A 23,744-nucleotide genomic window follows, 5' to 3' on the forward strand; every position below is an offset into this window, starting at 1 on the left:
CGTCAAGGGAAAACAGCCTCCCATGGTTTTGTTGGTTGTGGGGAACCCTCCCTCCCACGAGAAATCCTGGTGGGGTTTGTCTTGCCACCGATAGCGTCCTGTCAGTCAACGCAGCAAATAAGGGATATCGACTTTCACCGCCCCCGTCGGGCAGTCCTTTTCACAGGGCATGCAGTACCAGCATTCATCGAACGCCATGTAGGCCTTTTGCGTGGCCGGATTTATGGCCAGCAGGTCCATCGGGCAGACGTCGACGCACACGGTGCAGCCTTTGTGGGCGATGCAGAGATCCTCGTCGACCGTGACCGGTGCGTTGGAACGGAAGAAGATTTCCTGGGGTTGATAGGCCATTTCGCGGTCTCTCCGTGGGTAGGGCTCAGGCCGCAAAGGCGCCGACACGCAGCCGGTCGTAGGCCTGCATTTCTTCGGCATCCAGCGGAATGATGTAAGGCTCGACAGCTTTCTTGAAGCTGCTCATCTGACCGTTTTCGTCCTTCTTCAGGTGGCAATGACAGAACCAGTCGCTGTCGTTGCGCTGTGGGTGGTCAACCCGGTAGTGGTACAGCCCCCAGCGACTTTCAGCGCGGAACAACGAAGCGCGGGCCGCCATTTCCGCGCAGTCGCGGATCATGCTGACTTCCATGGCGCGCATCAGTTCGTGGGCGTTGTGGGCCTTGATTTGATCGAGGTCGTGCTGGATATCGCTGAAGCGTTGCAGGCCGATCTGCATCTTCTTCGTCACTTTCGGCGGTTGCAGGTAGTCGTTAACGAAGCGCCGCAGCTTGTATTCGACCTGGGCCGGTGGCAGGCCGTGTTCGCGGTCCAACGGTGCGTAGACCCGTTGTTTTTCGGTTTCAATCTGTTCGATATCCAGCGCGGAAAACCCGCGCCCAACGACAAAATCCGCTGCGTTGGTTCCGGCAAACCAGCCGTAGGTAAACGCGCCGAGCATGTAGTTGTGCGGCACCGCCGCCATGTCACCGGCCGAGTACAAACCCTTGACCGACGTCTCCGCACGCTCGTTGACCCACACCCCGGACGCCGAGTGCCCGCTGCAAAAACCGATCTCGGAGATGTGCATCTCGACCATCTGCGTGCGGTAATCGGTGCCGCGATTGGCGTGGAACTGGCCGCGACTGGGGCGTTCGTTGCTGTGCAGGATCTCCTCGATGTTCTGGATGGTTTCCTCGGCCAGGTGATCGAGCTTGAGGAACACCGGACCGTTACCGCTCTCCAGTTCCTGGTGGAACTCCCACATCATCTGCCCGCTCCAGTAGTCGCACTCGATGAAGCGCTCGCCCTTGTTGTTGGCGGTGTAGCCGCCCAGGGGGCCGGTGACGTAGGCGCAGGCCGGGCCGTTGTAATCCTTGATCAGCGGGTTGATCTGGAAGCATTCCAGGTTCGCCAGCTCAGCGCCGGCGTGATAGGCCATGGCGTAGCCGTCGCCGGCATTGGTCGGATTTTCGTAAGTACCCATCAGATAACCCGAGGACGGCAGGCCCAGACGCCCGGCGGCGCCGCAGGCAAGGATCACGGCCTTGGCCTTGATCACATGGAAATCGGCGGTGCGGCAATCGAAGCCCATCACACCATTGACCGCGCCCTCTTCGTCCTTGAGCAACCGGGTGCAGACCAGGCGATTGGTGATGCTGACCCGCGCCCGCTTCAACTGGCGGTACAGGACTTTCTTGATGTCATGCCCTTCCGGCATCGGCAGCACATAGGCGCCCATGTGATGGACCTTCTTCACCGCGTAATCACCGGTCTCGTCCTTCTCGAACTTCACGCCCCAACGGTCCAGTTGCTCGATCGTTTCGAAGCTGTGGGTGGCGTAGGCATACACCGCGGCCTGGTTGACGATGCCGTCGTTGGCGATGGTGATTTCCTTGGTGTACTGCTCGGGCGTGGAGTGTCCGGGAATGATTGCGTTGTTCAGGCCGTCCATGCCCATGCTGATCGCGCCGCTGCGCTTGACGTTGGCCTTGTCAATCAACAACACCCGCAGATCGCGGTTGCGTTCCTTGGCCTTGATCGCCGCCATGGGACCGGCGGTGCCGCCGCCGATCACGACGATGTCGTATTCCTGCTCCAACGTGGCTCGAGTCATGCCTGCTCCCCTTTTTGCCGGTCGATCCGCAGGCGGTACTGGAAGGCATCGCCACGGTAGTAAAGGTGCTCGAAGTCCAGCGGCTGGCCAGCGGCGTCATGGGTCAGACGCTCGATGCGCATGATCGGCGAGCCGGCTTCGACGTTCAACGCCTGGGTCAGGTCGCTGTCGGCCAGCACCGCGTCAATGGCCAGGTCGGCGTGTCCGAGGGCCAGGCCGCAGTCGTTTTCCAGGATCAGGAAAATGTCGCGGGTCACCAGGTCGGCCTTCTCCAGACGCTCGCCGATGGCCTTGGGCAGGTAGGTGATTTCCAGCGAAATCGGCTCGCGGTTGATCAAACGCACTCGCTTGATCTGCGCCACGGTCTCGCCTTCGGCCACCTGCAAACGCTCGGCGACCAGCTTATCGGCAGCGATGAACTTGAAACTGCGCAGGCGGTTGATCACCTCATAACCGCGACCGGTCATGGACTCGGCCAAGCCTTGCAGGGTGCTGACGTTCTGGAAGGTCTTGGGCTTGGCGACGAAGGTCCCCTTGCCGTGGATCTTGAAGATCAGCCCTTCCTTTTGCAGATCGCCGAGGGCCTGGCGCACGGTGATGCGGCTGACCTTGAACAATGCGCCGAGTTCGCTTTCGGAAGGCATCTGGCTGTCTTGCGGGTATTGGCCGTCGAGGATGCGGGCGCGCAGCACGTCACGTAGCTGGGTGTGCAGCGGGACGCTACTTAAAGAGAGAACGTTATCGGTCATCTGGGATCACTTGTCATAACGAGTTATGACGTGATCTTAAAGTTCTAACAAAGGGCCTGAGAAATATTGTTTGGGCATAAGGTTAGATGCGCAGCGCAATACCCTGTAGGAGCGAGCTTGCTCGCGATGGTCGTTAACGATAACGCTGGACACCTGATGCCCCGCGGTGCTCTCAGGTTTATCGCGAGCAAGCTCGCTCCTACAGGGTTGCGGCAGGTAGTGATGTTTTAATGACGTTTGAGGATTTGGTCCATCACCCAATCGGTCTTCAACGCCTCTTCCGCCACCGCAGGATGCCGCGCTTCGCCGCGAATATGAGCGTTCATGCCCAATACGTGATGCCACTGGATGTGCTCATGATGGGCGATGGTCAGGCTGAGCTGTTCATCGGCATGCAACTCGACCGGCTGCTCGTCAAACACCGAAAACCTAATCCGCCCCTTGCTGCCAATCACCTCGACCCGGTCGTCGCGACGGTCGGAGACAAAATTCCAGCACCCCATCCCTAGCGCCCCGCCAGCAAACCGCCAACTGGCGCTGACGGCGTCTTCGGCGGCATACAAACCGGCCTGTCGTGCGGTGAACCCGGCGACTTCGACGATATCGCCCAACAGATACTGGAACAGGTCGAAACCATGACTGGCGAGATCGGCGAAGTAACCGCCGCCGGCAATCGACGGATCGGTACGCCAGTTATCCGCACCACCAAGATCGACGGGGGACGGGGCTTTGGTTAGCGTCCAGGTCAGGTGCCGGACTTCGCCGATCCGCCCTTCCTCCAGCCACTGCCGCACCTGCTGGAAGCGCGGCAACGAACGTCGATAGTAGGACACGAACAAGTGCAGTCCGGCATCGGCAAAAGCCTTTTGCATTGCCCGGCTTTGCCCGGCATTCAGCGACATCGGTTTTTCGACGCAGCAATGCTTGCCTGCCGCGGCCACTTTCAAGGCATACGCGTGATGACTGTCGGGGGGCGTGGCGATGTACACCGCGTCGATATCAGGATCGTTGATCAAGGCATCGACATCGGTGTAGACCCGGGCGATGCCATGACGCACGGCATAGTCGCTGACCGCGTCCAGGCGCCGCCCCATGACTGCAACCAGTGCCGAGCCAGGCGCCTTGTAGAAGGCCGGTCCGCTCTTGCGCTCGGCCACGCTGCCGCAACCGATCAAGCCCCAACGCACCACGTTCATGGACTTCTCCGATAGTCAGCGGATGTTCAGGGCACGCAAGTCCAGTCGACCGTCTTTCAGCGGCGGACACCAGTAGTAGCCGCCGGTGATCGGCCGGCTGATGCGGTACAAGCCATCGGTGACGCCGTCCTCCAGGCCGCTCATGCGCCGCAGCTGCACTTCGAAGGCATCGAGGGAGAAGCCGAAGGCGAGGAACATCAAGCCGGCACGGTCGTCTTCGATCCATGGCATCGAACGACGGACGATGAACGCCTCGGGCGCGAAGCTTTCCTGGGCGGTGCGCTTGACGTGGGCGGAGATCGGGGCGTCGTCGAGTTCTTCGTTGTCGCTCAGGCGACGGCCCATGATGTCGTCGGTTTCGTGGGATGGCATCGCGTGGAAACGCTTGAGGTCATGCTGCCACTGCTGGATCGCGGCGAAGCTGCCGCCGACCATGCCTTCGGCGCCCTCACCCACCAGCGCGGCAGCTGCTGCGGCTTCGTCGCGGGGGTTCTCGGTGCCGTCTTCGTAGCCGGTCAGGTCATGGCCGTCGCGATGGCGGAAACCTTCGGTCACTTGCACCAGGCGCAGGGCCGGGGTCAGCGCGGCGGCCAGTGCGTTGCTGCGATTGAGCAATTCGCCACGGTCGGTACCGTGCAGCCAACACCACAGCGCGTGTTGCGTCGAAGGGTTATTCACGCCTACGCCCGTCAATGCCGGGAAGGTACGCAGCCCTTCGATATTGGCGCCCAAGGCCTTGACCAGCGATTCACCGAAACCCGCCACAGCCGAGGTGCCATCCACCAGTTGCGTCAGCTTGTCGAGCGCGGCCGGCAGTTCGGCAACGGATTCGAGGGCGAAGAACATATGACGGGCTTGAGGCGGAACGGGGGTGGCGAGAATGCCCGGCTGGTAGTGACTCATGTGAACTCCTTCAGAAAGAACGCGAAGTTTAACTCCGGGATCGGCGGTTGTGTGCGGCGAGGTCAAAGATTGCGGTCTACGCTAGAGACACAAGATCCAGACCCTCAACCCCTCTACTCTGCCCATTACCGCTCGATGACCATCGGGAAACCTACAAATATTGCGCCCCCGCCCCCTGTAGGAGCGAGCATGCTCGCGATGGAGGCCCAGGCAACGCGGGAAACCAGACAGCCCGCGTCATCGTTGACGACCATCGCGAGCATGCTCGCTCCTACAGGTTTGTGGCGGACAACTCTTATGAGGTAGCGACATGAGCACAGAAGACTTCCTGGGCAACCTGTTTCCCGAGGCCGGCAGCATCCCGAAACAATACCGCCTCGACGGCCAGATCGAACAGCGTGAATACCTGGTCGACGGCGTCCTGAAAACCTGGCCCGGCGCCCTCGCCACCGTACGCAGCCCGGTGTATCTGAGCGGCACGGCAGGCGATGAACAAGTCATCCTCGGCAGCACACCGCTGCTGGATGCCGACACCGCATTGACCGCCCTCGACGCCGCCGTGCGTGCCTACGACCGCGGCCAGGGTTTGTGGCCAACCATGCGCGTTGCCGAACGTATTCATCATGTCGAAACCTTTCTCAAGCACATGCGCGATCAGCGCGAGGCAGTGGTCAAGCTGCTGATGTGGGAAATCGGTAAAAACCTCAAGGATTCGGAAAAAGAGTTCGATCGCACCTGCGATTACATCGTCGACACCATTGACGCCTTGAAAGAACTCGACCGCCGCTCCAGCCGCTTCGAACTGGAGCAGGACACCCTCGGCCAGATCCGACGCGTGCCAATGGGCGTGGCGTTGTGCATGGGCCCCTATAACTATCCGTTGAACGAAACCTTCACCACGTTGATCCCGGCGCTGATCATGGGCAATACCGTGGTGTTCAAGCCGGCCAAACTTGGCGTGCTGTTGATTCGCCCGCTGCTGGAGGCCTTCCGCGACAGCTTCCCGGCCGGGGTGATCAACGTGATCTACGGCAGCGGACGCGAAACCGTCAGCGCACTGATGGCCAGCGGCAAGATCGATATCTTTGCGTTCATCGGCACCAACAAGGCCGCCAGCGACCTGAAGAAACTGCACCCGCGCCCTCACCGCCTGCGCGCAGCGCTGGGCCTGGATGCGAAAAACCCCGGCATCGTCCTGCCTGAGGTGGATCTGGATAACGCTGTCACCGAAGCGCTCACCGGTTCCCTGTCGTTCAACGGCCAACGTTGCACCGCATTGAAGATCCTGTTTGTCCACGAAGACGTGGTCGACGCCTTCATCGAGAAGTTCAACGCCAAACTGGCCACGCTCAAACCCGGCATGCCCTGGGACAGCGGCGTGGCCCTGACGCCCCTACCGGAATCGGGCAAGGTCGATTACCTGCACGCGCTGGTGGCCGATGCGGTCGGCAAAGGCGCGAAGGTGGTCAACCCCCATGGCGGCGAGGCGCGCGCGTCGTTCTTCTACCCGGCTGTCCTGTACCCGGTGACCCCACAGATGCGTGTTTACCAGGAAGAACAGTTCGGCCCGGTGGTGCCGATCGTGCCGTACCGCCATCTGGACACAGTGATCGACTACGTCCTGGAGTCGGATTTCGGCCAGCAATTGAGCCTCTTCGGCACCAACCCGGTGGCGGTCGGACGGCTGGTGGACACTTTCGCCAACCAGGTCGGTCGCATCAACCTCAACGCCCAATGCCAGCGTGGTCCGGACACCTACCCGTTCAATGGCCGCAAAAATTCCGCCGAGGGCACCTTGTCGGTGCATGACGCCTTGCGGGTGTTTTCGATCCGCACGCTGGTGGCGACCAAATTCCAGGAGACCAACAAGGATCTGATCAGCGAGATCATCAGCAATCGCAGTTCGAGCTTCCTGACCACCGACTACATCTTCTGAGGAGCCCGGCCTGAGCACCCATCGATTACCGCCGCTGATGCGGCGGATATTGCGTCCACTGCTGGATCCGTACCAGCGCTATCGCCATGCCCGGGTGATTCACGCAGTACGCGTATCACTGGGGTTGCTGGCGACCATCCTGCTGACCACCGGCATTCATTTGCCCCACGGCGAATGGGCGTCGGTGACGATGCTGGTGGTAATCGGCGGCTTGCAGCACCACGGCAATATTGGCAAGAAAGCCGCTGAACGGGCCATTGGAACCCTGGTCGGCGCGGCCATCGGTTTGGTGTTGGTGGCGCAGCAAGCATGGCTCGGTATGCCGTGGCTGACTTATTTCGCCATGGCGGTGATTTGCGGTTTCTTCTCGTATCACGCCATTGGCAAAGGCGGCTACACCGCACTGCTGGCCGCCATTACCGTATTTATCGTCGCCGGCCATGGCGACAATCCGGTCACAGACGGGCTGTGGCGCGGGGTGGACATCCTCATTGGCATTGCGCTGGCCCTGGCCTTTTCCTTCGCCCTGCCGCTCTACGCCGTCTATTCCTGGCGTTACAACCTGGCCGATGCGTTGCGCGACTGCGCATCAGTCTACGGGCGCATTATCAACGGGCAACCCGTCACTGCCGACGAACATCTCATGCTGATGGGTCGCCTCAATGCGGTGATGGTGCAACTGCGTTCATTGATGCCTTCGGTATCCAAGGAGGTGAAGATTTCAATGACCGAACTCGATGCCATTCAGCGCCACCTGCGCCTGTGTGTCAGCACCCTGGAGATCCTTGGCAATACCCGGCCGGACGCCAGTAACCCTGATGCCATGGCTAACCTGCAATCGGCAATGAAGGCAGAGCACCGTCTGATACGGGTGCAGCTGATCGGCATGGCGCGGGCGCTGAAGTCCGGCGCCACCCAGCGACTGAGTCGGCCGATGGCATTGCCTGTCGTCAGCCTCGATGTGCCGGTCTACAACGCGTTGGACGGTTACCGCTTATTGACTCAACAGCTGGCGGGCAACATTGGCCAGATGCGCCAGCGACTGGCCAACACCGCGCCACACTGGAACATCTGATACCTCTATCCGGGTTACGGTGTCACCGTCCGCCGAAACTTCAGGGTCCACCCTTGTTGCATCCCGGCAGCGGCCAGCAAAATCGCGGCTACACCTATCCATTGCAGCAGTTCCAGGCGGTGGCCGAAGGCGAACCAGTCGACGAAAATCGCTGCGATCGGATAGATGAACGACAGAGCCCCGATCAACACAGTCGGCAGCTTCTGGATAGCGCCATACAACAGCACATACATGACGCCGGTGTGCACGATACCCAGCGTGACCAGGCTGGCCCAGGCGCTTGGCGCTTGCGGCAACGCCGAAAAATGCGCGAAGGGTGCAAGCAACAGCACGCCGGTGCTGACCTGAATCAGCGCAATCAGATGCGGCGGCGTACCGGTCAGGCGCTTGATGATCAACGCGGCAATCGCGTAGAGGAACGCCGCACCCAATGCCAGCACGATGCCAATCAGGTATTGATTTCCGCTCTCGCCCTGCCCTCCGTGGGCACTGACAATCGCCAGCATCCCGAGGAACGAAACGCCCAGCCAGGCCAGTTTCTGCACCGTGACTTTCTCATTGAGGAACACCGCCGCCAGCCCCACCAGCATGAAGGGCTGCACGTTGTAGACGGCGGTACCGATGGCAATCGAAGCGCGGGAGTAGGACGCGAACAGCAGCACCCAGTTACCGACAATCGCCACACCGCTGAGCACGGCCAACAGGAACGTTGTGCGGGTCAGAATACCGGGGCGCAGGAAGCCGAATGCGGCGCAAATCAGCAGCAAGGTGCCTGCACCGAACAGGCAGCGCCAGAACACCACGTCCAGCACCGGCTGCCCGGACACCAGCACAAACCAGCCAATAGTCCCGGAGATCAGCATGGCGGCGGTCATTTCGAACGAGCCGCGGCGTATGGTCTTGTCCATCTTCAGACTCCTCTGTGAGTGGGCAAAGTATGCCCATCGGAGACAGGGCTTCTCCAGCGCAAAAATCAGGCTAAACTCGGAATATGCCTTTTTTATCAAGGCAATTTCGAGTAATTACCTAATAGAGGTTTTCGCCATGACCGACGACATCGACCAAGTGCTGATCACCGCCTTGATGGAAGACTCGCGGCGCTCGCTCAAGGCCCTGGCGAACCTCAGCGGCCTGTCCTCGCCCAGCGTTGCCGAGCGCCTGCGTCGCCTGGAGGAGCGTGGCGTGCTCAAGGGCTATACCGTCGAAATCGACCCGAAGTGCTTCGGCTATCAGCTCCAGGCCATCGTGCGTGTTCGCCCGCTGCCAGGCCAATTACAGGAGGTGGAACGGCAAATCATGGCCATTCCCGAATTCACCGAATGCGACAAGGTGACCGGCGATGACTGTTTCATCGCACGCCTGCATGTACGTTCGATGGAGCAGCTGGACACCCTGCTCGACCGCCTCAACACCCACGCTGAAACCAATACCGCGATCGTCAAGAAAACCCCGGTCAAACGGCGATTGCCGCCGATGGCTTAGCCGCGCCAACAAATCGCAGGCATGAAAAAACCCGCCGAAGCGGGTTTTTCATTTCAAGGCTGACGATCAGTCATCGCGCCCCATGATGCCGAACAGCTGCAACAGGCTGACGAACAGGTTGTAGATCGATACATACAGGCTGATGGTCGCCATGATGTAGTTACGCTCGCCGCCGTGAATGATGGCGCTGGTCTGGAACAGGATGCACACCGAGGAAAACAGCACGAAACCTGCGCTGATTGCCAGTTGCAGGCCGCTGATCTGGAAGAAGAAGCTGGCCAGCGTCGCGCCGAGCAGGACAAAGAAGCCCGCGGTAATGAAACCACCGAGGAAGCTCATGTCCTTGCGGGTGATCAGCACGTAGGCCGACAGACCGCCGAACACCAGTGCCGTCATCGCGAAGGCCGAGCTGACCACTTCAGCGCCGCCCTGCATGCCCAGGTAACGGTTGAGGATCGGGCCGAGCAGGAAACCCATGAAACCGGTCAGGGCAAATGCCGACACCAGGCCCCAGGCGGAGTCACGGAGTTTGTTGGTGAGGAAGAACAGGCCGTAGAACCCGATCAGCACCACGAAAATGTTCGGGTAGCCGACACGCATCTGCTGGGCAACATAGGCGGTCAAACCGCTGAATGCGAGGGTTAGAGCGAGCAAGCCGTATGTGTTTCGCAGGACGCGGCTAACCTCTAGCTGCTCAGCCTGCAAGCTGTTATTAACTGCGTAATCCTGTTCGCGCATGGCGACACTCCTGTTGGTTTGTAACGTTCAGTCGCAAAGATCATAACAGACGCTCTGTAACAAGCTATGCAGAGAGTTTGACAGTGTGTTTCATTCAGGTATTATGGCGCCCGCAACAACAACGGAGGTGTGGCCGAGTGGTTTAAGGCAACGGTCTTGAAAACCGTCGACTGTAACAGGTCCATGAGTTCTTATCTAAGGTACTCTCCAGTTGCACACTTGCAGCGTTATATCTCCCCTAGCAACACCCCTTCGGAAGGTTGGCTGAGTGGTTTAAAGCTCTGGTCTTGAAAACCAGCGTGCGCTAATCCCGCACCCAGGGTTCGAATCCCTGGCCTTCCGCCACAGACCCTTATAAATCAAGGACTTAGCGATTTTTAAGTCCTTTTTTTATGCCTGTAATTTCCTTGAAAGGCGGGCCTTCCAGACGTTTGCTTCCGCAACAAGCCCCCACCCTCATAGAATGCAACTGAGCTGGATGCACACTGTTGCACACTGTTGCATGCTTTGTGCCTCGGAAAAAGCCAGTTGCACACTTGGCTCCCCTCACACCCCGGGCGCATTTTTCCGCGAGCCCGCTGACCGCCATTGAGATTTTCGGACTGCCACAACTGGTTAAAGGCCGTCCTAGCCGCCCTCAATCGTCACCACTCCAAGCGCCTCACTTACGAGCAGCACCGCTTCGCGCCAAGCATCATCGGCTCGTGACTACATATTAGCCCCCCAAGAAAACAGGGGCGGCGACACCGCTGACTCTGTATCCGCCACAGGATTTACCCCCGAAAAAAGGTTCTTGCTTCCAACGCCTTTGCTTGGACTGCATGCAGCTTTCAGTCACTCCGCCCGGAATGTATGAGATTTCTTGTCGTAGATACTGCAGGCCGGATCTATACATCTAGGCGAGAATGCTCGCCAGATAGAGTTGCCCGATGACCAAGCAACGTCGTTCTTTTTCCGCTGAACTCAAACGCGAGGCCACAGGCCTCGTGCTCGATCAGGGCTATAGCCATATCGACGCCAGTCTTTCGCTTGGGGTGATCGAGTCCGTGTTGCGTCGCTGGGTTAACCAACTCCAGCAAGCGCGCAACGGAGTTACTCCGCAGAGCAAAGCTGGGCTAGGCGCTCAAAACGGACTCGGACTTGGTGATCAACGCATTGGGCATGGCTTACGAGCAGCGTGGTAGACCTCAAGGGCCGCTGTTTCACACGGATCCCCGGCAGAGCTAAAAGTCAGAGCCATAATCGTGGAAGGGCTTGAACTGTGGATTGCTCCATCGGCATGCTGAAAAAAACAATAACAAAAAAGGACACCCTTCATGCCCCAAGAGAAATGCAACCTGCACGCGGTCCAAGTCCCCAACGACGCTCGGATTTGTACCCGCACGGTAGAGAAGAAAGAAAGTAGGAAGCTCAGTAGATTCCAAGCACTTGGGCATCTGTGTGGATGGGCGGATGCAATAGTTGGAGATGACTCTAACGCTGCAAATACGATTGGAGCCATTTTAGGTTTTGGTGTCGAAGTTGATGCGTTAGGTTTCGACTACTACGATCCAGTACACCTGCTGTCGGCTCCAAACTGGAAAATCCGCATGTATGCTGCCTGGTGCATTGTTGGTGGCGAAGAGCGGGCCGCTGCAACGAATCTGGATTACGACGAATTCCACAACTATTGGCCCAGTATCGATTTTTGCGATTCTGGCTGGAACGACGAAGTCGTCAACTGGGTATCAAAGCTCGCACCTTACGACGAACCATTTGAGTTCAGAGTGGCGATCTCTGTGGGGAGCCCTCCTCGGCCGCAACTTATAATGAAGTCATAGAAACGTAGCGACAGGAGGATCTTTGAACTGCCAGCAGGTCGACTGACCTAAGCCTGAGTTTTTTGATCACTCAGAGCATGCGCAGTTGCAGAAGAACTGAAGAAGCTACCGAGTAGCTGATAGCCAGCAATTCTTTACGTCGTCGTGAATATGTTATCGGCTCGATTTTGCGGGTCACTGCTCCCTCGACTCAATGACCAGTTGTGCGAACTGCACGAGGTCTCGAATCGCCCCACTTCCACTTCGATCTAAATGAAAACCGAGCATGCCTGCCGCCCTAGGTCCATCCCTGTCACATTTGGGAGAGTCACCCACCATCGCAATCTGCTCAAAACCGTCCTCGAAAAGATGGCCTGAGGCGACACCAAGGGAACCACAGATAGTTTGATAGATTTCGACATCAGGCTTCATCGCTCCAACCTGGTAGCTGAAAGCGTGACCGTCCAAACCAGGTAGCTTATAGAGCACCGCTTCCCCATAAGGCTCGCAGAGGTTCGAACAAATCCCCACACGCACCCCTTCCGCGCGGAGCATCGCTATGGCTTCGAGCCCATCCGCAAATGGACTGATGGATACAAGTTCACGCTCCAGATCACCCTGGATGACCTGAAGTCGGCGCGGGGAAATGGTGATACCGAGATGATCTGCCGCCTCGGCGAGGCTCCAAGGGTTAGTCATGAGCAATCGAACATCTTCTGAACTGGGATGGCGCCCGGAAACACTTCCCTCCTTCAGTAATTGCTTAAAGGGGTGGAGCTTATGTTTGAGATTTAGCACAGTGCCAAATACGTCAAAAACGACCGCTGAAATCATGTATTGCCTGCCTGATCGCGATACCCGGCCTGTGGAATAGGCAAATCGCTTGGATTCACCGCTATGTTGGAAGGCAGTCTCGTCTAACCCACTGGGACTGATGAAAACATCAGACTATTGAAGGGTTGCCCCAAGCCTAAACCCTGAGGGGAACGTTTACTCTCAAACCTGCATGAGAAAGCACAATACTAGACACCCAAATCATGCTGTAGCCTCAACGCGAGAAGCTCATCGTCAGCGTGGCCATCGTCGACGAGCCTCTCCAACAGAGCGAGCGTGAAGTCACTCCACTTTACGACTGGAGGGGGCCCAGCAACGGCCGCTGGCTCCCAAGCATAGGCCGCCTCAAGAAGACATTTACATAGAACTTCAACGGGGTTGTTTTTGCCATCAAACGCCGCGAATGCCATGGTGGGCCTGTGGTATAAATGCGGATACCGCTTGAACAGAAACTGAATTTCGAGTCCCGCGATGGCTTCCTGGAACACCTCCATCAAGTGCATCTCGCAGAGGTGAGAGCCCGCCAATGACCAGATTGAGTCCGTCACCTGGTAGGTAAAGTCCTGCTTAAAGGCCCCTTCAATCAAAATGTCACTGACAACGTGAGGCTGCAGGTACATCTCGATAGGCATATCAACGAAGAACTTCACCCGACGAGGAGACTGAGAAGACTGAGGAGCGGGACAATACCCAAAATCGCTGATGAGGTCTTCTTCCACTACTTTGAAGCTCCATGCCAGTTTGCGTGATCAACAGATAGTAAGCGAAAATTAGCCTCTGCTCTTACGGTTGCAGAATTTCAGGGCAATTGCGCCCACGACTCCGCCCCGAGCGTAAGCTGACTGAGAACCACCGCTTGAGCCGAGCGATGCTGATGAACTGTTCATAGGAAACTCACAGATTTCCGCTTCTCGAATATCTGAGATATATGGCACGGCGACTTTCGATGCTTGGAATCATCCTTAGGCCCTCGCTAGATTCTTGATGCCTGCCTCCCCTAAGCCACTCTCAGCAACCCCCTGCAACGCTGCTGGGAGCCATCAGGACAATTCGATGTCGAATACGAAGGCGAAGTTTTCCAGCATCATCAGCACCCAATAACGCTGGGCTGGCCACCAACCTTTGATAGCCAGGTCTACCTCTGCACACGCGAAGCAGAAGCATGACTGCTTAGACGAAGGCTAGAATCTGATTAGTCATTATTTTCACAGAATCTGGTTGCCCTCCTCGACCGCATCAGTTTTAGTACTCCCCCTACTGTTTGACACCAAAGCCGCACATGACCAACACCCCCCCGAGCCACCTCACTCCTGGCCAACCTGCCCGCCCATGGCCGCGCCCGAACCGCCCTCTGCCATTTGCCGAATACGATGACTACGAGGACTATCCGCCTGACGGCTGGGAGCTCACGGACGTCGAATTCATTTGGTGGACATTAGCGTCTCGGATGAGCAAGAAGGCGCTTCGGGCGAGATTGGCAAAAGTAGTCAAGGAGAAACACTTTCAACCCCACGATTGCTTTCGATATATCCCCATAGCGGACAGAAGGGGTCGTGGACGCTACCCTCGCGGGGTCATGCTGGTTTTGAAACAGGTACTGAAGCCTTACAAGGCCATGTTTGTACATGAGGAATATAACGCACTGCGCATCCAGCTAACGATATGGCATACGCTCACCTTAGCAGCATTGGATTGGTGTCCTGCAGAGTGGCTACCTGAACACCTGGTGGTTGCGAAACTCGAAATGGATTTGGGTTTGTAATCAAATACCTCGCACCGTCGCAACTACCCTATCCGAGCACGAAATCGACTAACAGTACTAACCGTCTGGATTTTGAGCCACCGCCATCCAGTGAGGGTTGTAAATCTAGGCGTGAGTAGAAAATGGGGCTCTAGGTACCGTAGTGCGCCCTTAAGAGCTTGCAAACAGGCCACCGCTCACACTCATTGCCCCACATACTAAACGCCAAGATCGTGCTAAAACCTCAACGCGGCTAGTCCGTTGGCGGCGGTGCCATCCTCGACGACCCTCTCCAGAGCAGTGAGCGTGAAATCGCGCCACTTTACGGCTGGAAGACTCTCAGCACCGACAACTGAGTCCCACGCGCAAGCCACTTCCAGAAGGCATTTGCATAGGACATCAACAGGGTTGTTTTGGCCACTGAACAGCGCGAATACCCGGGCAGCATCATCGGGCTCTCCACCCAAAGGTCGGGTGACACTACGCGTTACGATGACCGCAGCGGCGATGACCGAGGCCAGGCAGAACACAAGCAACCCCAACATGTTCAGTCGCGCATCGTTGTACAGGGCCTGTGCCGACCTTTCACGATCGGCAAAGATCTGCCCTTGCAGCGTCATCAGGGCATCCAGGCTTTTATAAACCTGCTGTTCGGCGGGGATGACGTGCTGTTTCAACTGCGCTATCGCGGCATCAAAAGCGCCTTGCCTGATCAACACCTGCAACTGGGTGAACGCGGAGACGTAAGCCTCGCGATTCTTTTTCAGGGCAACATAGGCGGCCTTGCCATCCGCTGAATCGAACAACGGCTCAAGCGTCTCAAATGCCTGGCTGATGCGTTTTTTAGTGGCATCGATGGCCTGCTGCGCTTGCTGATTCTCTTTGTCGATCAGCAAATCCCTGGTGTTCCTGCCGTTGTCCCGCACACCGGTGGCAATGGCCAGGATCGGATCAATTTTCGGCCAGTCCTGTTTGACGATCACCATTGCCTGCTCTTTAAGCGTTGCCAAATCGTGCAACGCATAAAACGTCAGGCCTGTCAGCACCTATGGTGCAATTGCAAAACCAATGGCGATACGTCGTGTCGTACTTAACTTGGCCATACCAATTGCTCCCTGATTAATACCCGCCCGAGGGGTAGCACACTGGAAAACTTAATGTGCCTGTGAGCCCGGCATCCGCCCTACCCCTGGTCGCTTCAGTGCCCACGGATATAGTGTTCCAGTTGCCGGATCAGGTCGGCCTGCTCGACGATGGCTTCTTTCACCAGATCACCAATCGACAAGAGGCCGATCAGTTGATCACCCTCCACCACCGGTAAGTGGCGCAGATGACTGTCGGTCATGACCACCATGCAACGCTCGATGCTCTGCCGACTGTCTGCCGTCACGACGGGCGCGCTCATGATGGCCCTGACCGGCGTACCGACCGAAGAGCGGCCCTGCAGAACGACCTTGCGCGCATAGTCGCGTTCGCTGATAACGCCAACCACCCGCCCCTCTTCTATCACGGGTAGAGCCCCCACATTCTTTTCAGCCATCATCTTCAGCGCTTCAAGCACCATCTGATCCGGTGCGATGCTATGTACTTGCTGGTTTTGCATGACCTTCAGTTTCAGCAATTGTGCGGCTGTTTTCATACACGCCCCCGAAACCCGTTACGGTTAAAAAAGCCAAAAAAAAACACCTGAAACCCTTCGGTTCCAGGCGTCTTTGCCTGTTCTTTTACAGTGTTAACACCAGACTTTCCTGCCTGATGCTCCCATGTTACTCATGTCCTGCTCGGCCAATCGATCGTCGTTGACCGAGGGGGCTGTCCTGAGGAGCACGTTGCAGGTGAATCTGATGTGAGCCTTGCAGCCTTTGTGCCATTCGGCAGCAGAGAGACTTCATTCTGTGTGCAAGTCCAGGCTCTCGAGCTGGAGATGGTTGTCACGGCGACGGCGATCCAGGTGAGTTTCAGTGAGGGTGAGTAGACTTCCCGAGAAAGCCAATTGCCACAGGTGCAAATTGAGACGCTTGAGCTTTTGGAGGCGAAAGTCCATTGTGCCGCTTCCGTCTGGTGCACGTTGTTATGCATGGCGCTTTAAAAAAGTGCATGTACCGGTCGACTCCATAGCTCGTGAATATTCAAGCCCATTTCTAGCAATCCATATTGCTAGTCCCAGCACCTTCCATGCTGCCTCCCTCAAGGCGCACCAGTTAGATATGCGGCGTACGGATGAACAAACACATACCAGAGCCTTGGGGCAAATCTCACCTTTAGGTTCGACGAGGCACACGAGCCGTTCGAAGCTGCATGCCTGACGCCGCTTGCCCTAAGGGTTGGCGGGAAATGTTACTTGGCTGCCCTTGCAATGTTCGGAGACATGAGCCGATCAGGACAAGGACGATACACCGTTGCTACAACGGGTTTCGATGCTCTCTACAAAACGGTGTTGAGCGAGGAAGAGCTAAACGGGGATAAAATCCTTCGTCAACTTGAGCCGATCATTGACAACTACAAGCCCCCTCTTCCCACCGTGAATTTAGTCCCGGCGATGCTGGATCTCAGCCTACATCGTTGAGCGTGATGGGTGTCATAGGGAGATCACCACTCGCGGCATCAAAAAATCTTAACCGCTATGCAGCAAGCTCAACGAAGCCAAACTCCCCACCTCCAGTCACACCCGACAGCGGCCACTGAGTCAACGTGAACACGCTGCTGCTAACGACAACGCTTGGGCGACCTTCGCTTACCTCATAACCCGTTAATCCGAAACTCTAAACGTTGTTCACTGCCTACCGGCTGATGAAAAACAATGGCCACATCTTCGCAGAACGTTTCATCGGCCATTCTGATAGGCGAAACCTTGAGGCGTTCGACGATGACTGTTGTGAAACCTGGCAGATCAGGTACATCGCCATCGCCAAAATGTGGGTGACAAAGAACACCGCTAGGATTCAGGAGAAGCTTCATGCGCCCAGCGGTATCGGCACGATCCTCCTCAGCACCCTGCTCGTTCGGTGAGTAATCAAACGGGTCAAAAAATATGAAGTCGTATTGTTGATCGATAGTGGACTGTTTCCAATCTCCGCAGTGCGGGTGCACAGACGGATTTGCCTCAGAAAAACGCTCCAGGTCTTTATAGACGGCCTTCTCGATCTCAAAAATATCGTGCCGGGCAGGTTTCATATGCTCCTGAATGAGGCTGGCCGAGATGCCTAGCCCGAAACCAATTTCCAGCACGGTAGTCGGTTTGAGGTAAGCAAGTCGCAGAAACAGGGCCTTGAAATACTCCTCTTCGGTACGCGACATGACCACCTGCCCATTCCAAATGAGTACGTCATCATTTTTCTCGTCAAAATCTAACTCGATCGAACTCATAGGACTCTCGACTATGTCGTTAGCCAGATCCGTGGGCAGTTCAACCTCGTGGTGACTGCCGTCAAGCACCTGCGATGGGATTTCATTTTCACCGTCTATACACTCGCTCCCAGCACTAACCGACTGCTCATCGGCCGTCCCAGAGGACTGCCTACGCCAAACCAACACAAGCTGAGAATCCTCAGGAGCAGTCGCGTCGATAAAGCCCGCATGCTCAGCCGCCTTGCGCGATGCGGTATTGGATTTGCGCATATGAGCATAGACGACATCGTATTGGCTGAGCGCACAGCAACGCTGATAGGCCATGCGACCGATCTGCCTGCCCTGGCTGGGCCTGTTCAGAAATACGTGAAAGGATGGATGACGACCTCGGATCGAATCATCGACCATGTTGATGTAAGCGCTACCTGCCCGCTTGCCATCTGCCAATATGATCCAAGCCTCTCCTCCTGGCCCACCTCCTCGCTCACGCGACCCTGGGGTTGCGACCAACTCGATAGCGTCTGCGGCAACTGGACCCAACTTTGACTTGGCTTTTACTGCCGCAGGTTTGAGTGTCTGCCGCTTTGCTGCTTTTGGCCTCGAACTACTCAACGATCGAGCCATGGTGACTCTCCCAAGCCGAAAAGGAGGCGATCGCAACTTTGAGCCCAAAACTCCGCCGGAAAGAAGCCTGGAGAAAAAGCTATTACGATGTCCGCGAGACGATTCACCAGGCTGTGCCGATGTAATGCGTGGGTGAGCTCGTCGATTCGATTCAACACGTCTGGCAACGGGCCGTTCAAAGGGCCTGGATGTTCGACAGAATCACTGTCTCCGTCGTACCGGTTGCAGAAGTAATCCATGTCAATGTGAAGCAGGATGGCGCACTTATTCCCTTCAAGCCCCTCAAGCCAATCTTCCAGGTCATCGGTGAACCGATATCGCCCTCGACCTACCCCTTTTCCGTCAGGGATCAGCGAGATCCCAGGACGGTGCTCAGAGGGACTGAGCAGCGTATCTGCGAATGACTCCAGCTTGATCGCTGAATCGACCGTCCCGGTGCATTTGGGGCCTTGGCAAAGGTGACGTACATCAGTGGTGGGGGCGTAATGAAGGAAGGGCGTCAAGAAACTCCCCATTCCCAACGCGCCACTCATGATCGCACTCGTCACGGTGTTGGGCTGATGAAGATTCATGGCTTGCTCTTCGATGGGATCGAACCAGCCTTCAGGGCGTTCGAAAAGTCGGGGTGCTCCCAGATCCTTATGATCATCCACATGGAGCACAGTGATGTCCGCATGATACGGGTTCTTAGCCAGCCACTCACTCCAACTCTCGAGTGTCCAAGTATCATTCAGCGATAACAGCACTCGACCGTTTCGCTTACGAGCCACCGACATATCCTGATAGCGAAGATCACCGCCCCACCACGAAAGGCCCTCATTGAGCCGGGGGTCGACATAACGATATGGGTCATCCGACCAACCCAGCGTCAATGCCCATAGGTCGTCGACCTGACTGGCAACCGCATCCTTGTCGCAGAAATAGTCTCGAAGCTGAGCGTGTCTTTGCTGCGGATCAAGCGACAGTCGGTACAGCGGGATGGTGATCGGCGAACTCATAGGATTCTGTCCCTTCCTTGGCGGCACGGCTCAATACGTCAACAAGGCTCAGACCCATCTGCGTCAACGGGCATTCCTTCAGTGTGGCAAACGCCTGCTTCAAGTGCAGATCGGTATCAGCAATCTGATTAACCGCACGCGAGTTAAGGCTTACTGGCCCGTGATCACGTACATACATCCAAAAACGTCTGAGCTCTACAAAAACGAAAACTGCATGGAGCAGTCCCGATGGTGGACGCAGGTCTTCTCTCCATGGGGAAACGACTTGGACGGATGTACGCTCCACGGTCGGCGCGGATCTCTCCAACAGGTAAAGTTTCTGGTGACGATGTTCATGGATCAGTGAGTCTGCGAGGTCGTAAGGGTCAATCAACCCCTCACCCTGAGAAATCGACACGTAGAGTGCCCCGGGAACGGAGTTGTCACTGAATGACACGATCTTGCGAGGATCCGCGGTGGGGTCGCGAACGAATTGGACAGCTCTGCACGCCGTAAAAATCTCAGCCGCAAGTTCTGGACGCCAGGCCTTGACAATATCCATGGCTCGTTCGACAAGCGTCCGTCCGGCGTCCGCAAGTTCATCGCTTTCAAAGATAATAGCCTCACCGAACGGAGCCCTCAGCCAGAGGTCATCGCGGCCAACATCGAGTTCAACGCTATCCGTTTTCTGGCCAGCAACTGCAATCAGCATATCCAGGTAGGCCGGACTGACTGTAATGGCCTGACCATCCACCGCCAACAAAGCATGCCCACGGTTCTGAGCTACTGCCGCACTTGACCATGCAATGGCACCAGGATGGAGCGCCACATGTTCGAAGGTGACGTCATGCATCGATTTAAGTTGCGCTGCCCGACTGTCTTTTGGGAACAAGTCCAACGCCTCATGAAGACGTTGCACCGCGTCATCCCTTGCACCGACACAAAGCCAGCTCAAATGCGGCTCAGATGTCTCTGCCAGCTCGAAGCGAGACAGCTCGAACGTGTCGGGGAGAGGCTCCAGAACCTCCCCAGGCGCTTCGCTGGAAAGATGTTCCTCTAAACGATTGCTGATATGCGAGACCAGGCGCTTCATCTCGCTACAGTAGACCGTAGGATTAGCGAAGCCATTCTCGCCGAAGCGGTGAGGGAGTGAGCCGCCGCCACAGATATCTACGATTGCACACGACTGACAAGTCTCTGACAGACCGTCTTTGCGCAGATGGCGTCGATGCTGCTCGATGGAGGGCGAACGCGCCACCTCGATAATGGACGTGTCAGACACGGTTCCATTGAGCTTGGTTGCTCCATCCTGCGTCACCTTTAAAACGTCAAGATCGTGATAGCTACCATCCGTTTCAATCGATAACAAACTCACATCGCCAAAACCAAATGCATCGGTGCCAGAAGGCAGCCCTGCACAGACATCGAGCAAGGCTTCAAACGTTCTCAGGGGGATATGAGCATACTGGTCGAACCAGACATCAAACGCATTGACCAGCCAATTTTCGTACAGCCCAGGGTCTTGGTTCCGTCCCGGAGGTGGGCGAAGCCAATGAGCGTCCGGTAACAGAAAATCCAAGCGTGGAATATTGAACTGATCGAAATATTCAAACAGCTCGGACGCACTGGTCGAAGCGTCTACCACCGCAATGACGCCCGCAAAGATCGACGGATACTGCTGCAGGCGCGTGAGCGCCTGCTCCGTCTGCGCAAAGCTGGAGCGCCCTTTCCGGGTCAAGCGGTGCTTGTCGTTTGCGGACTTTGGCCCATCAAGGCTGAGGGAAACACCGACGTCAGCCTTGGCAAGGATATCCAGGGCCTCGTCGGTCAATAGCAAGCCATTTGTTTGCAGGCTGACATCCACAGGAATGGAACAGGTTTGGCGAAGAAGGCCCGCAAAGTTTGCAAGTGTTTGGGCTCCTGCCAGCAAGGGCTCGCCACCATGCAGAATGACTGTGCAGTGCTTCAGGTCACTCTGAATCACATACTCCGCGAGCTGGCGGGCGAATGCCTCGCGATGTTCGGCAGAGAGAAATTTAGGCATGGAGCGCCAACTCTGATCCGCGTGGTGGTAGACGTAACAATAATCGCAATCGAGGTTGCACCGCGATGCCACTTTTACCAAAAACGACGAGAACTTAGCAGCGTCCATGCAGGCGACTCACGAACGATTGTGGCGGTGGTGCATGCGATCGTAACTGGTGATGACCTGGCTGACGTCCGACTCAGTCAACACGCGCGAACGCAGGCGCTGGATGGCTGGGTTGGTGCTCTGCCCTTTTGCCAGACTTTGGCGGATCGTCGACTGAGTCGACTCTTGGATCTTGATTGCTGCAGACGACATCACTGACTCCTTGACATGTTGAAGTGCCATTATCATGGCCGATGGATCCAAAGTATTTCAAGGGTTATTGTCGGCTTGTAACAAAATGGATAAATAGATGCTTAGTGAAAAATTTTAAGCACCAACAAAGATACTTTCGACGCTTTTGGCGACATTTCGGTCTTTATAATAGCTTCAGCATGAAATTGCCAAGGATACGCACGAGCAGCGGCACCGCGAGACTAAATATTCATACCCCCAAATCGTGCTCGAGCCTCAACGCAAGGAGAGAATCATCTGCACATCCTTCGTCGACGAGCCGCTCCAATAGAGCGAGCGTAAAGTCGGACCGCTGAACGAACGCTACGGCGCATGCTTGGACACAGGCGACGTATGCGCTTGGGTGCCCCAATCCAATGAGTACCTAACGACAGCCAACGTGCTTGAGCCTCTAAATTATCCGCCGTCGCATGAGGACTTGAAGCTATAGGCGATGAGCGCGGAAGTTTTGAAGAAACAGACGTTCAGCTGTGAACACATGACGTGAATACCAAAATCTGCGCTGCAGGACGCTGAGCTTATGAACTAGGAACTTACTCATGCGAGTGATTCCAATATCGCGGCCAACGTCGGACAACATTCATTTAGTTAAAGCCACACGACCACACAACACTACCGCGTCATATTTTTAGTTGCCAAATTGACAATTAATTTTCACTTGCAAAGTAAATCTGGTTCATGGATTATTATTCCAATTATATAAAAAACAAAAAAGGAAGAACGTCATGTCCTATTGCATCAATGTAAGCCACCTTGAAAGAGAAACCTTAGTCTCCGTAAAAATAACGGGCCCAAGCGAGGAATTCCGGTCGGTCAAAATATCCCAATTCCAACGTATCGGTTGGCTCTTGGGTATATTTGACCATGCTCAGCGTCTAGTTGACCGATATGATGGGCTTTTGAACTCCGGGTATGATCAGGAAGCGCTCGAGCGTGTGGCTGGGCTTTTGCCTGATCAAGCAACCCGATTGCTCGCACTGACGACTCTCAGGGATCGTTTTGAATACGTGTGGGACATCATCGGAGAAAGCGAACGTGAAGTGGCGAGAATCATGGATTTTCGTTACTACGATAATTTTTGGCCCTGTTTCGATGCCTACAGCGTCATCTGGAATCCTGACCCCTCCCCCTACCCTGGTCAGAAGCTACCTTTGTCGGAAACGTCCTCCAGTCAAACCAGGTGGTGATCAAGGCCGCACGAGCTGTTTCACTATTGTCGGCGGCAAATGGTCGGCGGTGTTCCTAGACCCCACAGATCACTGCCTATCGTGTGCCGAGCCTCTCTCAATTTTTGCCAAGGAATCTTTCTTCCCTCGCCATTAATTTCTGCTGCTAAGGCACCCTCCTTTCGCGACATTGGCAGCTTTCAGCAAAGGTTGAAGCTCCGCATGAAGGCGATGGTACTGCGCAAAGGCAGATGAGATATTTTGATCAGGCGTGTTGATGCGAATGTCGGTGACGGGGTCATTTCGCCGGCCAACGTCCATCGTCGCCCGGTGATTATTGACCCCCTTGCCTGCGGCTTCGATGTTGTAGGAGCCAGTGTGGTGGGCTTCAACGGCGAAGCCTTGCTGGATGTCCAGCGACTGTTTAGTGATGACGCCGGCGTCGGTGCTGATCGATTGTTTGATCAACTCGTAGTACTGATCCAGCGCCTCGTTCAAGAACTTGTTTTGCAGCTCGTTGAAGCCACCGAGCGCCGTCCGGAATCCCTGCTCCAGATTTTCTTTCGTTTCCATGCCTTATCCCTAAGAAAAACAGCCGAAACAGCAGAACTAGTCGCCCATTTAAGGCTGTCCAATCTGAATGCATCAGCAGCAACCTATTTTCCGTAAGATTAACAAAAAATGAT

The 23,744-nt window shown here is 56.1% G+C and carries 21 protein-coding genes, 1 tRNA gene and 3 pseudogenes; 9 read left to right on the plus strand and 16 right to left on the minus strand.

Going from position 1 to position 23,744, the window contains the following annotated elements:
- Window positions 1–105: 105 nt before the first annotated feature.
- Genes ACSFE6_RS00005 through ACSFE6_RS00015 form a run of 3 tightly spaced genes read right to left on the minus strand, consistent with a single transcriptional unit; the run spans window position 106 to window position 2,856 of the window.
- Window positions 106–351, minus strand: a complete 246-nt coding sequence (locus ACSFE6_RS00005; RefSeq protein WP_008060065.1) for a 4Fe-4S dicluster domain-containing protein — start codon at window positions 349–351, stop codon at window positions 106–108.
- Between the two features lie 25 nt (window positions 352–376).
- Window positions 377–2,107 (minus strand): fumarate reductase/succinate dehydrogenase flavoprotein subunit, encoded by a 1,731-nt coding sequence (locus ACSFE6_RS00010; protein WP_435425734.1) that lies wholly within the window; start codon window positions 2,105–2,107, stop codon window positions 377–379.
- Entirely contained in the window at window positions 2,104–2,856 is a 753-nt protein-coding gene (locus tag ACSFE6_RS00015) for a GntR family transcriptional regulator (protein WP_435425735.1), read from the minus strand. Before ACSFE6_RS00015 ends, ACSFE6_RS00010 begins: the two co-directional genes overlap by 4 nt.
- Window positions 2,857–2,982: 126 nt before the next feature.
- Between ACSFE6_RS00015 and ACSFE6_RS00020 the strand changes: the two are divergent.
- A pseudogene (locus ACSFE6_RS00020) lies at window positions 2,983–3,060 on the plus strand (outer membrane lipoprotein carrier protein LolA); the annotation flags it as partial.
- A 23-nt stretch (window positions 3,061–3,083) separates the two neighbouring features.
- On the opposite strand, the gene ACSFE6_RS00025 reads toward ACSFE6_RS00020, so the two are convergent.
- Both ACSFE6_RS00025 and ACSFE6_RS00030 read right to left on the minus strand, forming a co-directional pair.
- Window positions 3,084–4,052 (minus strand): Gfo/Idh/MocA family protein, encoded by a 969-nt coding sequence (locus ACSFE6_RS00025; RefSeq protein WP_435425736.1) that lies wholly within the window; start codon window positions 4,050–4,052, stop codon window positions 3,084–3,086.
- A 15-nt stretch (window positions 4,053–4,067) separates the two neighbouring features.
- The gene (locus ACSFE6_RS00030; RefSeq protein ID WP_435425737.1) at window positions 4,068–4,955 is read right to left on the minus strand and encodes a Dyp-type peroxidase; all 888 of its coding nucleotides are present in this window, start codon (window positions 4,953–4,955) and stop codon (window positions 4,068–4,070) included.
- Window positions 4,956–5,265: 310 nt separating this feature from the next.
- Between ACSFE6_RS00030 and ACSFE6_RS00035 the strand changes: the two genes are divergently transcribed.
- Window positions 5,266–6,891 carry an NADP-dependent glyceraldehyde-3-phosphate dehydrogenase gene (locus tag ACSFE6_RS00035; protein WP_435425738.1) on the plus strand — a complete coding sequence of 542 codons (1,626 nt, stop codon included), beginning with the start codon at window positions 5,266–5,268 and terminating at the stop codon, window positions 6,889–6,891.
- A gap of 34 nt (window positions 6,892–6,925) precedes the next feature.
- Window positions 6,926–7,966 (plus strand): FUSC family protein, encoded by a 1,041-nt coding sequence (locus tag ACSFE6_RS00040; protein WP_435426013.1) that lies wholly within the window; start codon window positions 6,926–6,928, stop codon window positions 7,964–7,966.
- Window positions 7,967–7,980: 14 nt separating this feature from the next.
- Here the strand turns inward: ACSFE6_RS00040 and ACSFE6_RS00045 are convergent, their stop codons facing one another.
- Window positions 7,981–8,874: a DMT family transporter gene (locus ACSFE6_RS00045; protein WP_435425739.1), complete on the minus strand. Its 894-nt coding sequence runs from the start codon at window positions 8,872–8,874 to the stop codon at window positions 7,981–7,983.
- 136 nt (window positions 8,875–9,010) lie between these two features.
- Between ACSFE6_RS00045 and ACSFE6_RS00050 the strand changes: the two genes are divergently transcribed.
- Window positions 9,011–9,448 (plus strand): Lrp/AsnC family transcriptional regulator, encoded by a 438-nt coding sequence (locus tag ACSFE6_RS00050; RefSeq protein ID WP_435425740.1) that lies wholly within the window; start codon window positions 9,011–9,013, stop codon window positions 9,446–9,448.
- Window positions 9,449–9,514: 66 nt separating this feature from the next.
- Here the strand turns inward: ACSFE6_RS00050 and ACSFE6_RS00055 are convergent, their stop codons facing one another.
- Window positions 9,515–10,186 (minus strand): Bax inhibitor-1/YccA family protein, encoded by a 672-nt coding sequence (locus ACSFE6_RS00055; protein WP_435425741.1) that lies wholly within the window; start codon window positions 10,184–10,186, stop codon window positions 9,515–9,517.
- Between the two features lie 254 nt (window positions 10,187–10,440).
- Here ACSFE6_RS00055 and ACSFE6_RS00060 point away from each other — a divergent pair.
- From ACSFE6_RS00060 to ACSFE6_RS00070, 3 genes and pseudogenes are all read left to right on the plus strand, one after another.
- Window positions 10,441–10,531: transfer RNA gene (locus ACSFE6_RS00060), tRNA-Ser, on the plus strand.
- 584 nt (window positions 10,532–11,115) lie between these two features.
- Window positions 11,116–11,298: pseudogene (locus ACSFE6_RS00065) on the plus strand (transposase); the annotation flags it as partial.
- Between the two features lie 204 nt (window positions 11,299–11,502).
- Window positions 11,503–12,006 (plus strand): hypothetical protein, encoded by a 504-nt coding sequence (locus ACSFE6_RS00070; protein WP_435425742.1) that lies wholly within the window; start codon window positions 11,503–11,505, stop codon window positions 12,004–12,006.
- Between the two features lie 174 nt (window positions 12,007–12,180).
- Here ACSFE6_RS00070 and ACSFE6_RS00075 read toward each other — a convergent pair whose 3' ends face one another.
- The 4 genes and pseudogenes from ACSFE6_RS00075 to ACSFE6_RS00090 all read right to left on the minus strand — a co-directional run bounded on the left by ACSFE6_RS00075 (window position 12,181) and on the right by ACSFE6_RS00090 (window position 16,199).
- Window positions 12,181–12,819 carry an HAD family hydrolase gene (locus ACSFE6_RS00075; protein WP_435425743.1) on the minus strand — a complete coding sequence of 213 codons (639 nt, stop codon included), beginning with the start codon at window positions 12,817–12,819 and terminating at the stop codon, window positions 12,181–12,183.
- Window positions 12,820–13,007: 188 nt separating this feature from the next.
- A complete protein-coding gene (locus tag ACSFE6_RS00080) occupies window positions 13,008–13,538 on the minus strand; it encodes a hypothetical protein (protein ID WP_435425744.1) in 531 nt (176 codons plus the stop codon).
- Window positions 13,539–14,994: 1,456 nt separating this feature from the next.
- Window positions 14,995–15,606 (minus strand): annotated as a pseudogene (locus ACSFE6_RS00085) (MCP four helix bundle domain-containing protein); the annotation flags it as partial.
- A gap of 152 nt (window positions 15,607–15,758) precedes the next feature.
- Window positions 15,759–16,199 (minus strand): CBS domain-containing protein, encoded by a 441-nt coding sequence (locus ACSFE6_RS00090; RefSeq protein WP_435425745.1) that lies wholly within the window; start codon window positions 16,197–16,199, stop codon window positions 15,759–15,761.
- 702 nt (window positions 16,200–16,901) lie between these two features.
- On the opposite strand from ACSFE6_RS00090, the gene ACSFE6_RS00095 reads away from it, so the two are divergent.
- On the plus strand, window positions 16,902–17,126 hold the full coding sequence (locus ACSFE6_RS00095) for a hypothetical protein (protein WP_435425746.1): 225 nt from the start codon (window positions 16,902–16,904) through the stop codon (window positions 17,124–17,126).
- 173 nt (window positions 17,127–17,299) lie between these two features.
- On the opposite strand, the gene ACSFE6_RS00100 is transcribed toward ACSFE6_RS00095, so the two are convergent.
- Genes ACSFE6_RS00100 through yhhA form a run of 4 tightly spaced genes read right to left on the minus strand, consistent with a single transcriptional unit; the run spans window position 17,300 to window position 21,853 of the window.
- Window positions 17,300–18,532, minus strand: coding sequence for a hypothetical protein (locus ACSFE6_RS00100; RefSeq protein WP_435425747.1), 1,233 nt, complete (start codon window positions 18,530–18,532; stop codon window positions 17,300–17,302).
- On the minus strand, window positions 18,517–19,530 hold the full coding sequence (locus ACSFE6_RS00105; RefSeq protein WP_435425748.1) for a hypothetical protein: 1,014 nt from the start codon (window positions 19,528–19,530) through the stop codon (window positions 18,517–18,519). Before ACSFE6_RS00105 ends, ACSFE6_RS00100 begins: the two co-directional genes overlap by 16 nt.
- Window positions 19,487–21,661: a cyclophane-forming radical SAM/SPASM peptide maturase YhhB gene (yhhB, locus tag ACSFE6_RS00110; RefSeq protein ID WP_435425749.1), complete on the minus strand. Its 2,175-nt coding sequence runs from the start codon at window positions 21,659–21,661 to the stop codon at window positions 19,487–19,489. The genes ACSFE6_RS00105 and yhhB overlap by 44 nt, the downstream gene beginning before the upstream one ends.
- A 9-nt stretch (window positions 21,662–21,670) precedes the next feature.
- On the minus strand, window positions 21,671–21,853 hold the full coding sequence (gene yhhA, locus ACSFE6_RS00115) for a YhhA family cyclophane-containing RiPP (protein ID WP_435425750.1): 183 nt from the start codon (window positions 21,851–21,853) through the stop codon (window positions 21,671–21,673).
- Between the two features lie 764 nt (window positions 21,854–22,617).
- On the opposite strand from yhhA, the gene ACSFE6_RS00120 reads away from it, so the two are divergent.
- Complete coding sequence (locus tag ACSFE6_RS00120) at window positions 22,618–23,079, plus strand: hypothetical protein (RefSeq protein ID WP_435425751.1); 462 nt, start codon at window positions 22,618–22,620, stop codon at window positions 23,077–23,079.
- A 132-nt stretch (window positions 23,080–23,211) separates the two neighbouring features.
- Here the strand turns inward: ACSFE6_RS00120 and ACSFE6_RS00125 are convergent, their stop codons facing one another.
- Window positions 23,212–23,631, minus strand: coding sequence for a hypothetical protein (locus tag ACSFE6_RS00125; protein WP_435425752.1), 420 nt, complete (start codon window positions 23,629–23,631; stop codon window positions 23,212–23,214).
- Window positions 23,632–23,744: the final 113 nt, after the last annotated feature.

The organism is Pseudomonas baetica, assembly GCF_051216495.1.
GTDB lineage: Bacteria > Pseudomonadota > Gammaproteobacteria > Pseudomonadales > Pseudomonadaceae > Aquipseudomonas > Aquipseudomonas baetica_B.

Excerpts from the sequence above, each read along its gene's own strand:
- ACSFE6_RS00005 (WP_008060065.1), bottom strand. The coding sequence starts at position 351 with ATGGCCTATCAACCCCAGGAAATCTTCTTCCGTTCCAACGCACCGGTC.
- ACSFE6_RS00010 (WP_435425734.1), bottom strand. The coding sequence starts at position 2,107 with ATGACTCGAGCCACGTTGGAGCAGGAATACGACATCGTCGTGATCGGC.
- ACSFE6_RS00015 (WP_435425735.1), bottom strand. The coding sequence starts at position 2,856 with ATGACCGATAACGTTCTCTCTTTAAGTAGCGTCCCGCTGCACACCCAG.
- ACSFE6_RS00025 (WP_435425736.1), bottom strand. The coding sequence starts at position 4,052 with ATGAACGTGGTGCGTTGGGGCTTGATCGGTTGCGGCAGCGTGGCCGAG.
- ACSFE6_RS00030 (WP_435425737.1), bottom strand. The coding sequence starts at position 4,955 with ATGAGTCACTACCAGCCGGGCATTCTCGCCACCCCCGTTCCGCCTCAA.
- ACSFE6_RS00035 (WP_435425738.1), top strand. The coding sequence starts at position 5,266 with ATGAGCACAGAAGACTTCCTGGGCAACCTGTTTCCCGAGGCCGGCAGC.
- ACSFE6_RS00045 (WP_435425739.1), bottom strand. The coding sequence starts at position 8,874 with ATGGACAAGACCATACGCCGCGGCTCGTTCGAAATGACCGCCGCCATG.
- ACSFE6_RS00050 (WP_435425740.1), top strand. The coding sequence starts at position 9,011 with ATGACCGACGACATCGACCAAGTGCTGATCACCGCCTTGATGGAAGAC.
- ACSFE6_RS00055 (WP_435425741.1), bottom strand. The coding sequence starts at position 10,186 with ATGCGCGAACAGGATTACGCAGTTAATAACAGCTTGCAGGCTGAGCAG.
- ACSFE6_RS00070 (WP_435425742.1), top strand. The coding sequence starts at position 11,503 with ATGCCCCAAGAGAAATGCAACCTGCACGCGGTCCAAGTCCCCAACGAC.
- ACSFE6_RS00075 (WP_435425743.1), bottom strand. The coding sequence starts at position 12,819 with ATGATTTCAGCGGTCGTTTTTGACGTATTTGGCACTGTGCTAAATCTC.
- ACSFE6_RS00090 (WP_435425745.1), bottom strand. The coding sequence starts at position 16,199 with ATGAAAACAGCCGCACAATTGCTGAAACTGAAGGTCATGCAAAACCAG.
- ACSFE6_RS00100 (WP_435425747.1), bottom strand. The coding sequence starts at position 18,532 with ATGGCTCGATCGTTGAGTAGTTCGAGGCCAAAAGCAGCAAAGCGGCAG.
- ACSFE6_RS00105 (WP_435425748.1), bottom strand. The coding sequence starts at position 19,530 with ATGAGTTCGCCGATCACCATCCCGCTGTACCGACTGTCGCTTGATCCG.
- yhhB (WP_435425749.1), bottom strand. The coding sequence starts at position 21,661 with ATGGACGCTGCTAAGTTCTCGTCGTTTTTGGTAAAAGTGGCATCGCGG.
- yhhA (WP_435425750.1), bottom strand. The coding sequence starts at position 21,853 with ATGTCGTCTGCAGCAATCAAGATCCAAGAGTCGACTCAGTCGACGATC.
- ACSFE6_RS00120 (WP_435425751.1), top strand. The coding sequence starts at position 22,618 with ATGTCCTATTGCATCAATGTAAGCCACCTTGAAAGAGAAACCTTAGTC.
- ACSFE6_RS00125 (WP_435425752.1), bottom strand. The coding sequence starts at position 23,631 with ATGGAAACGAAAGAAAATCTGGAGCAGGGATTCCGGACGGCGCTCGGT.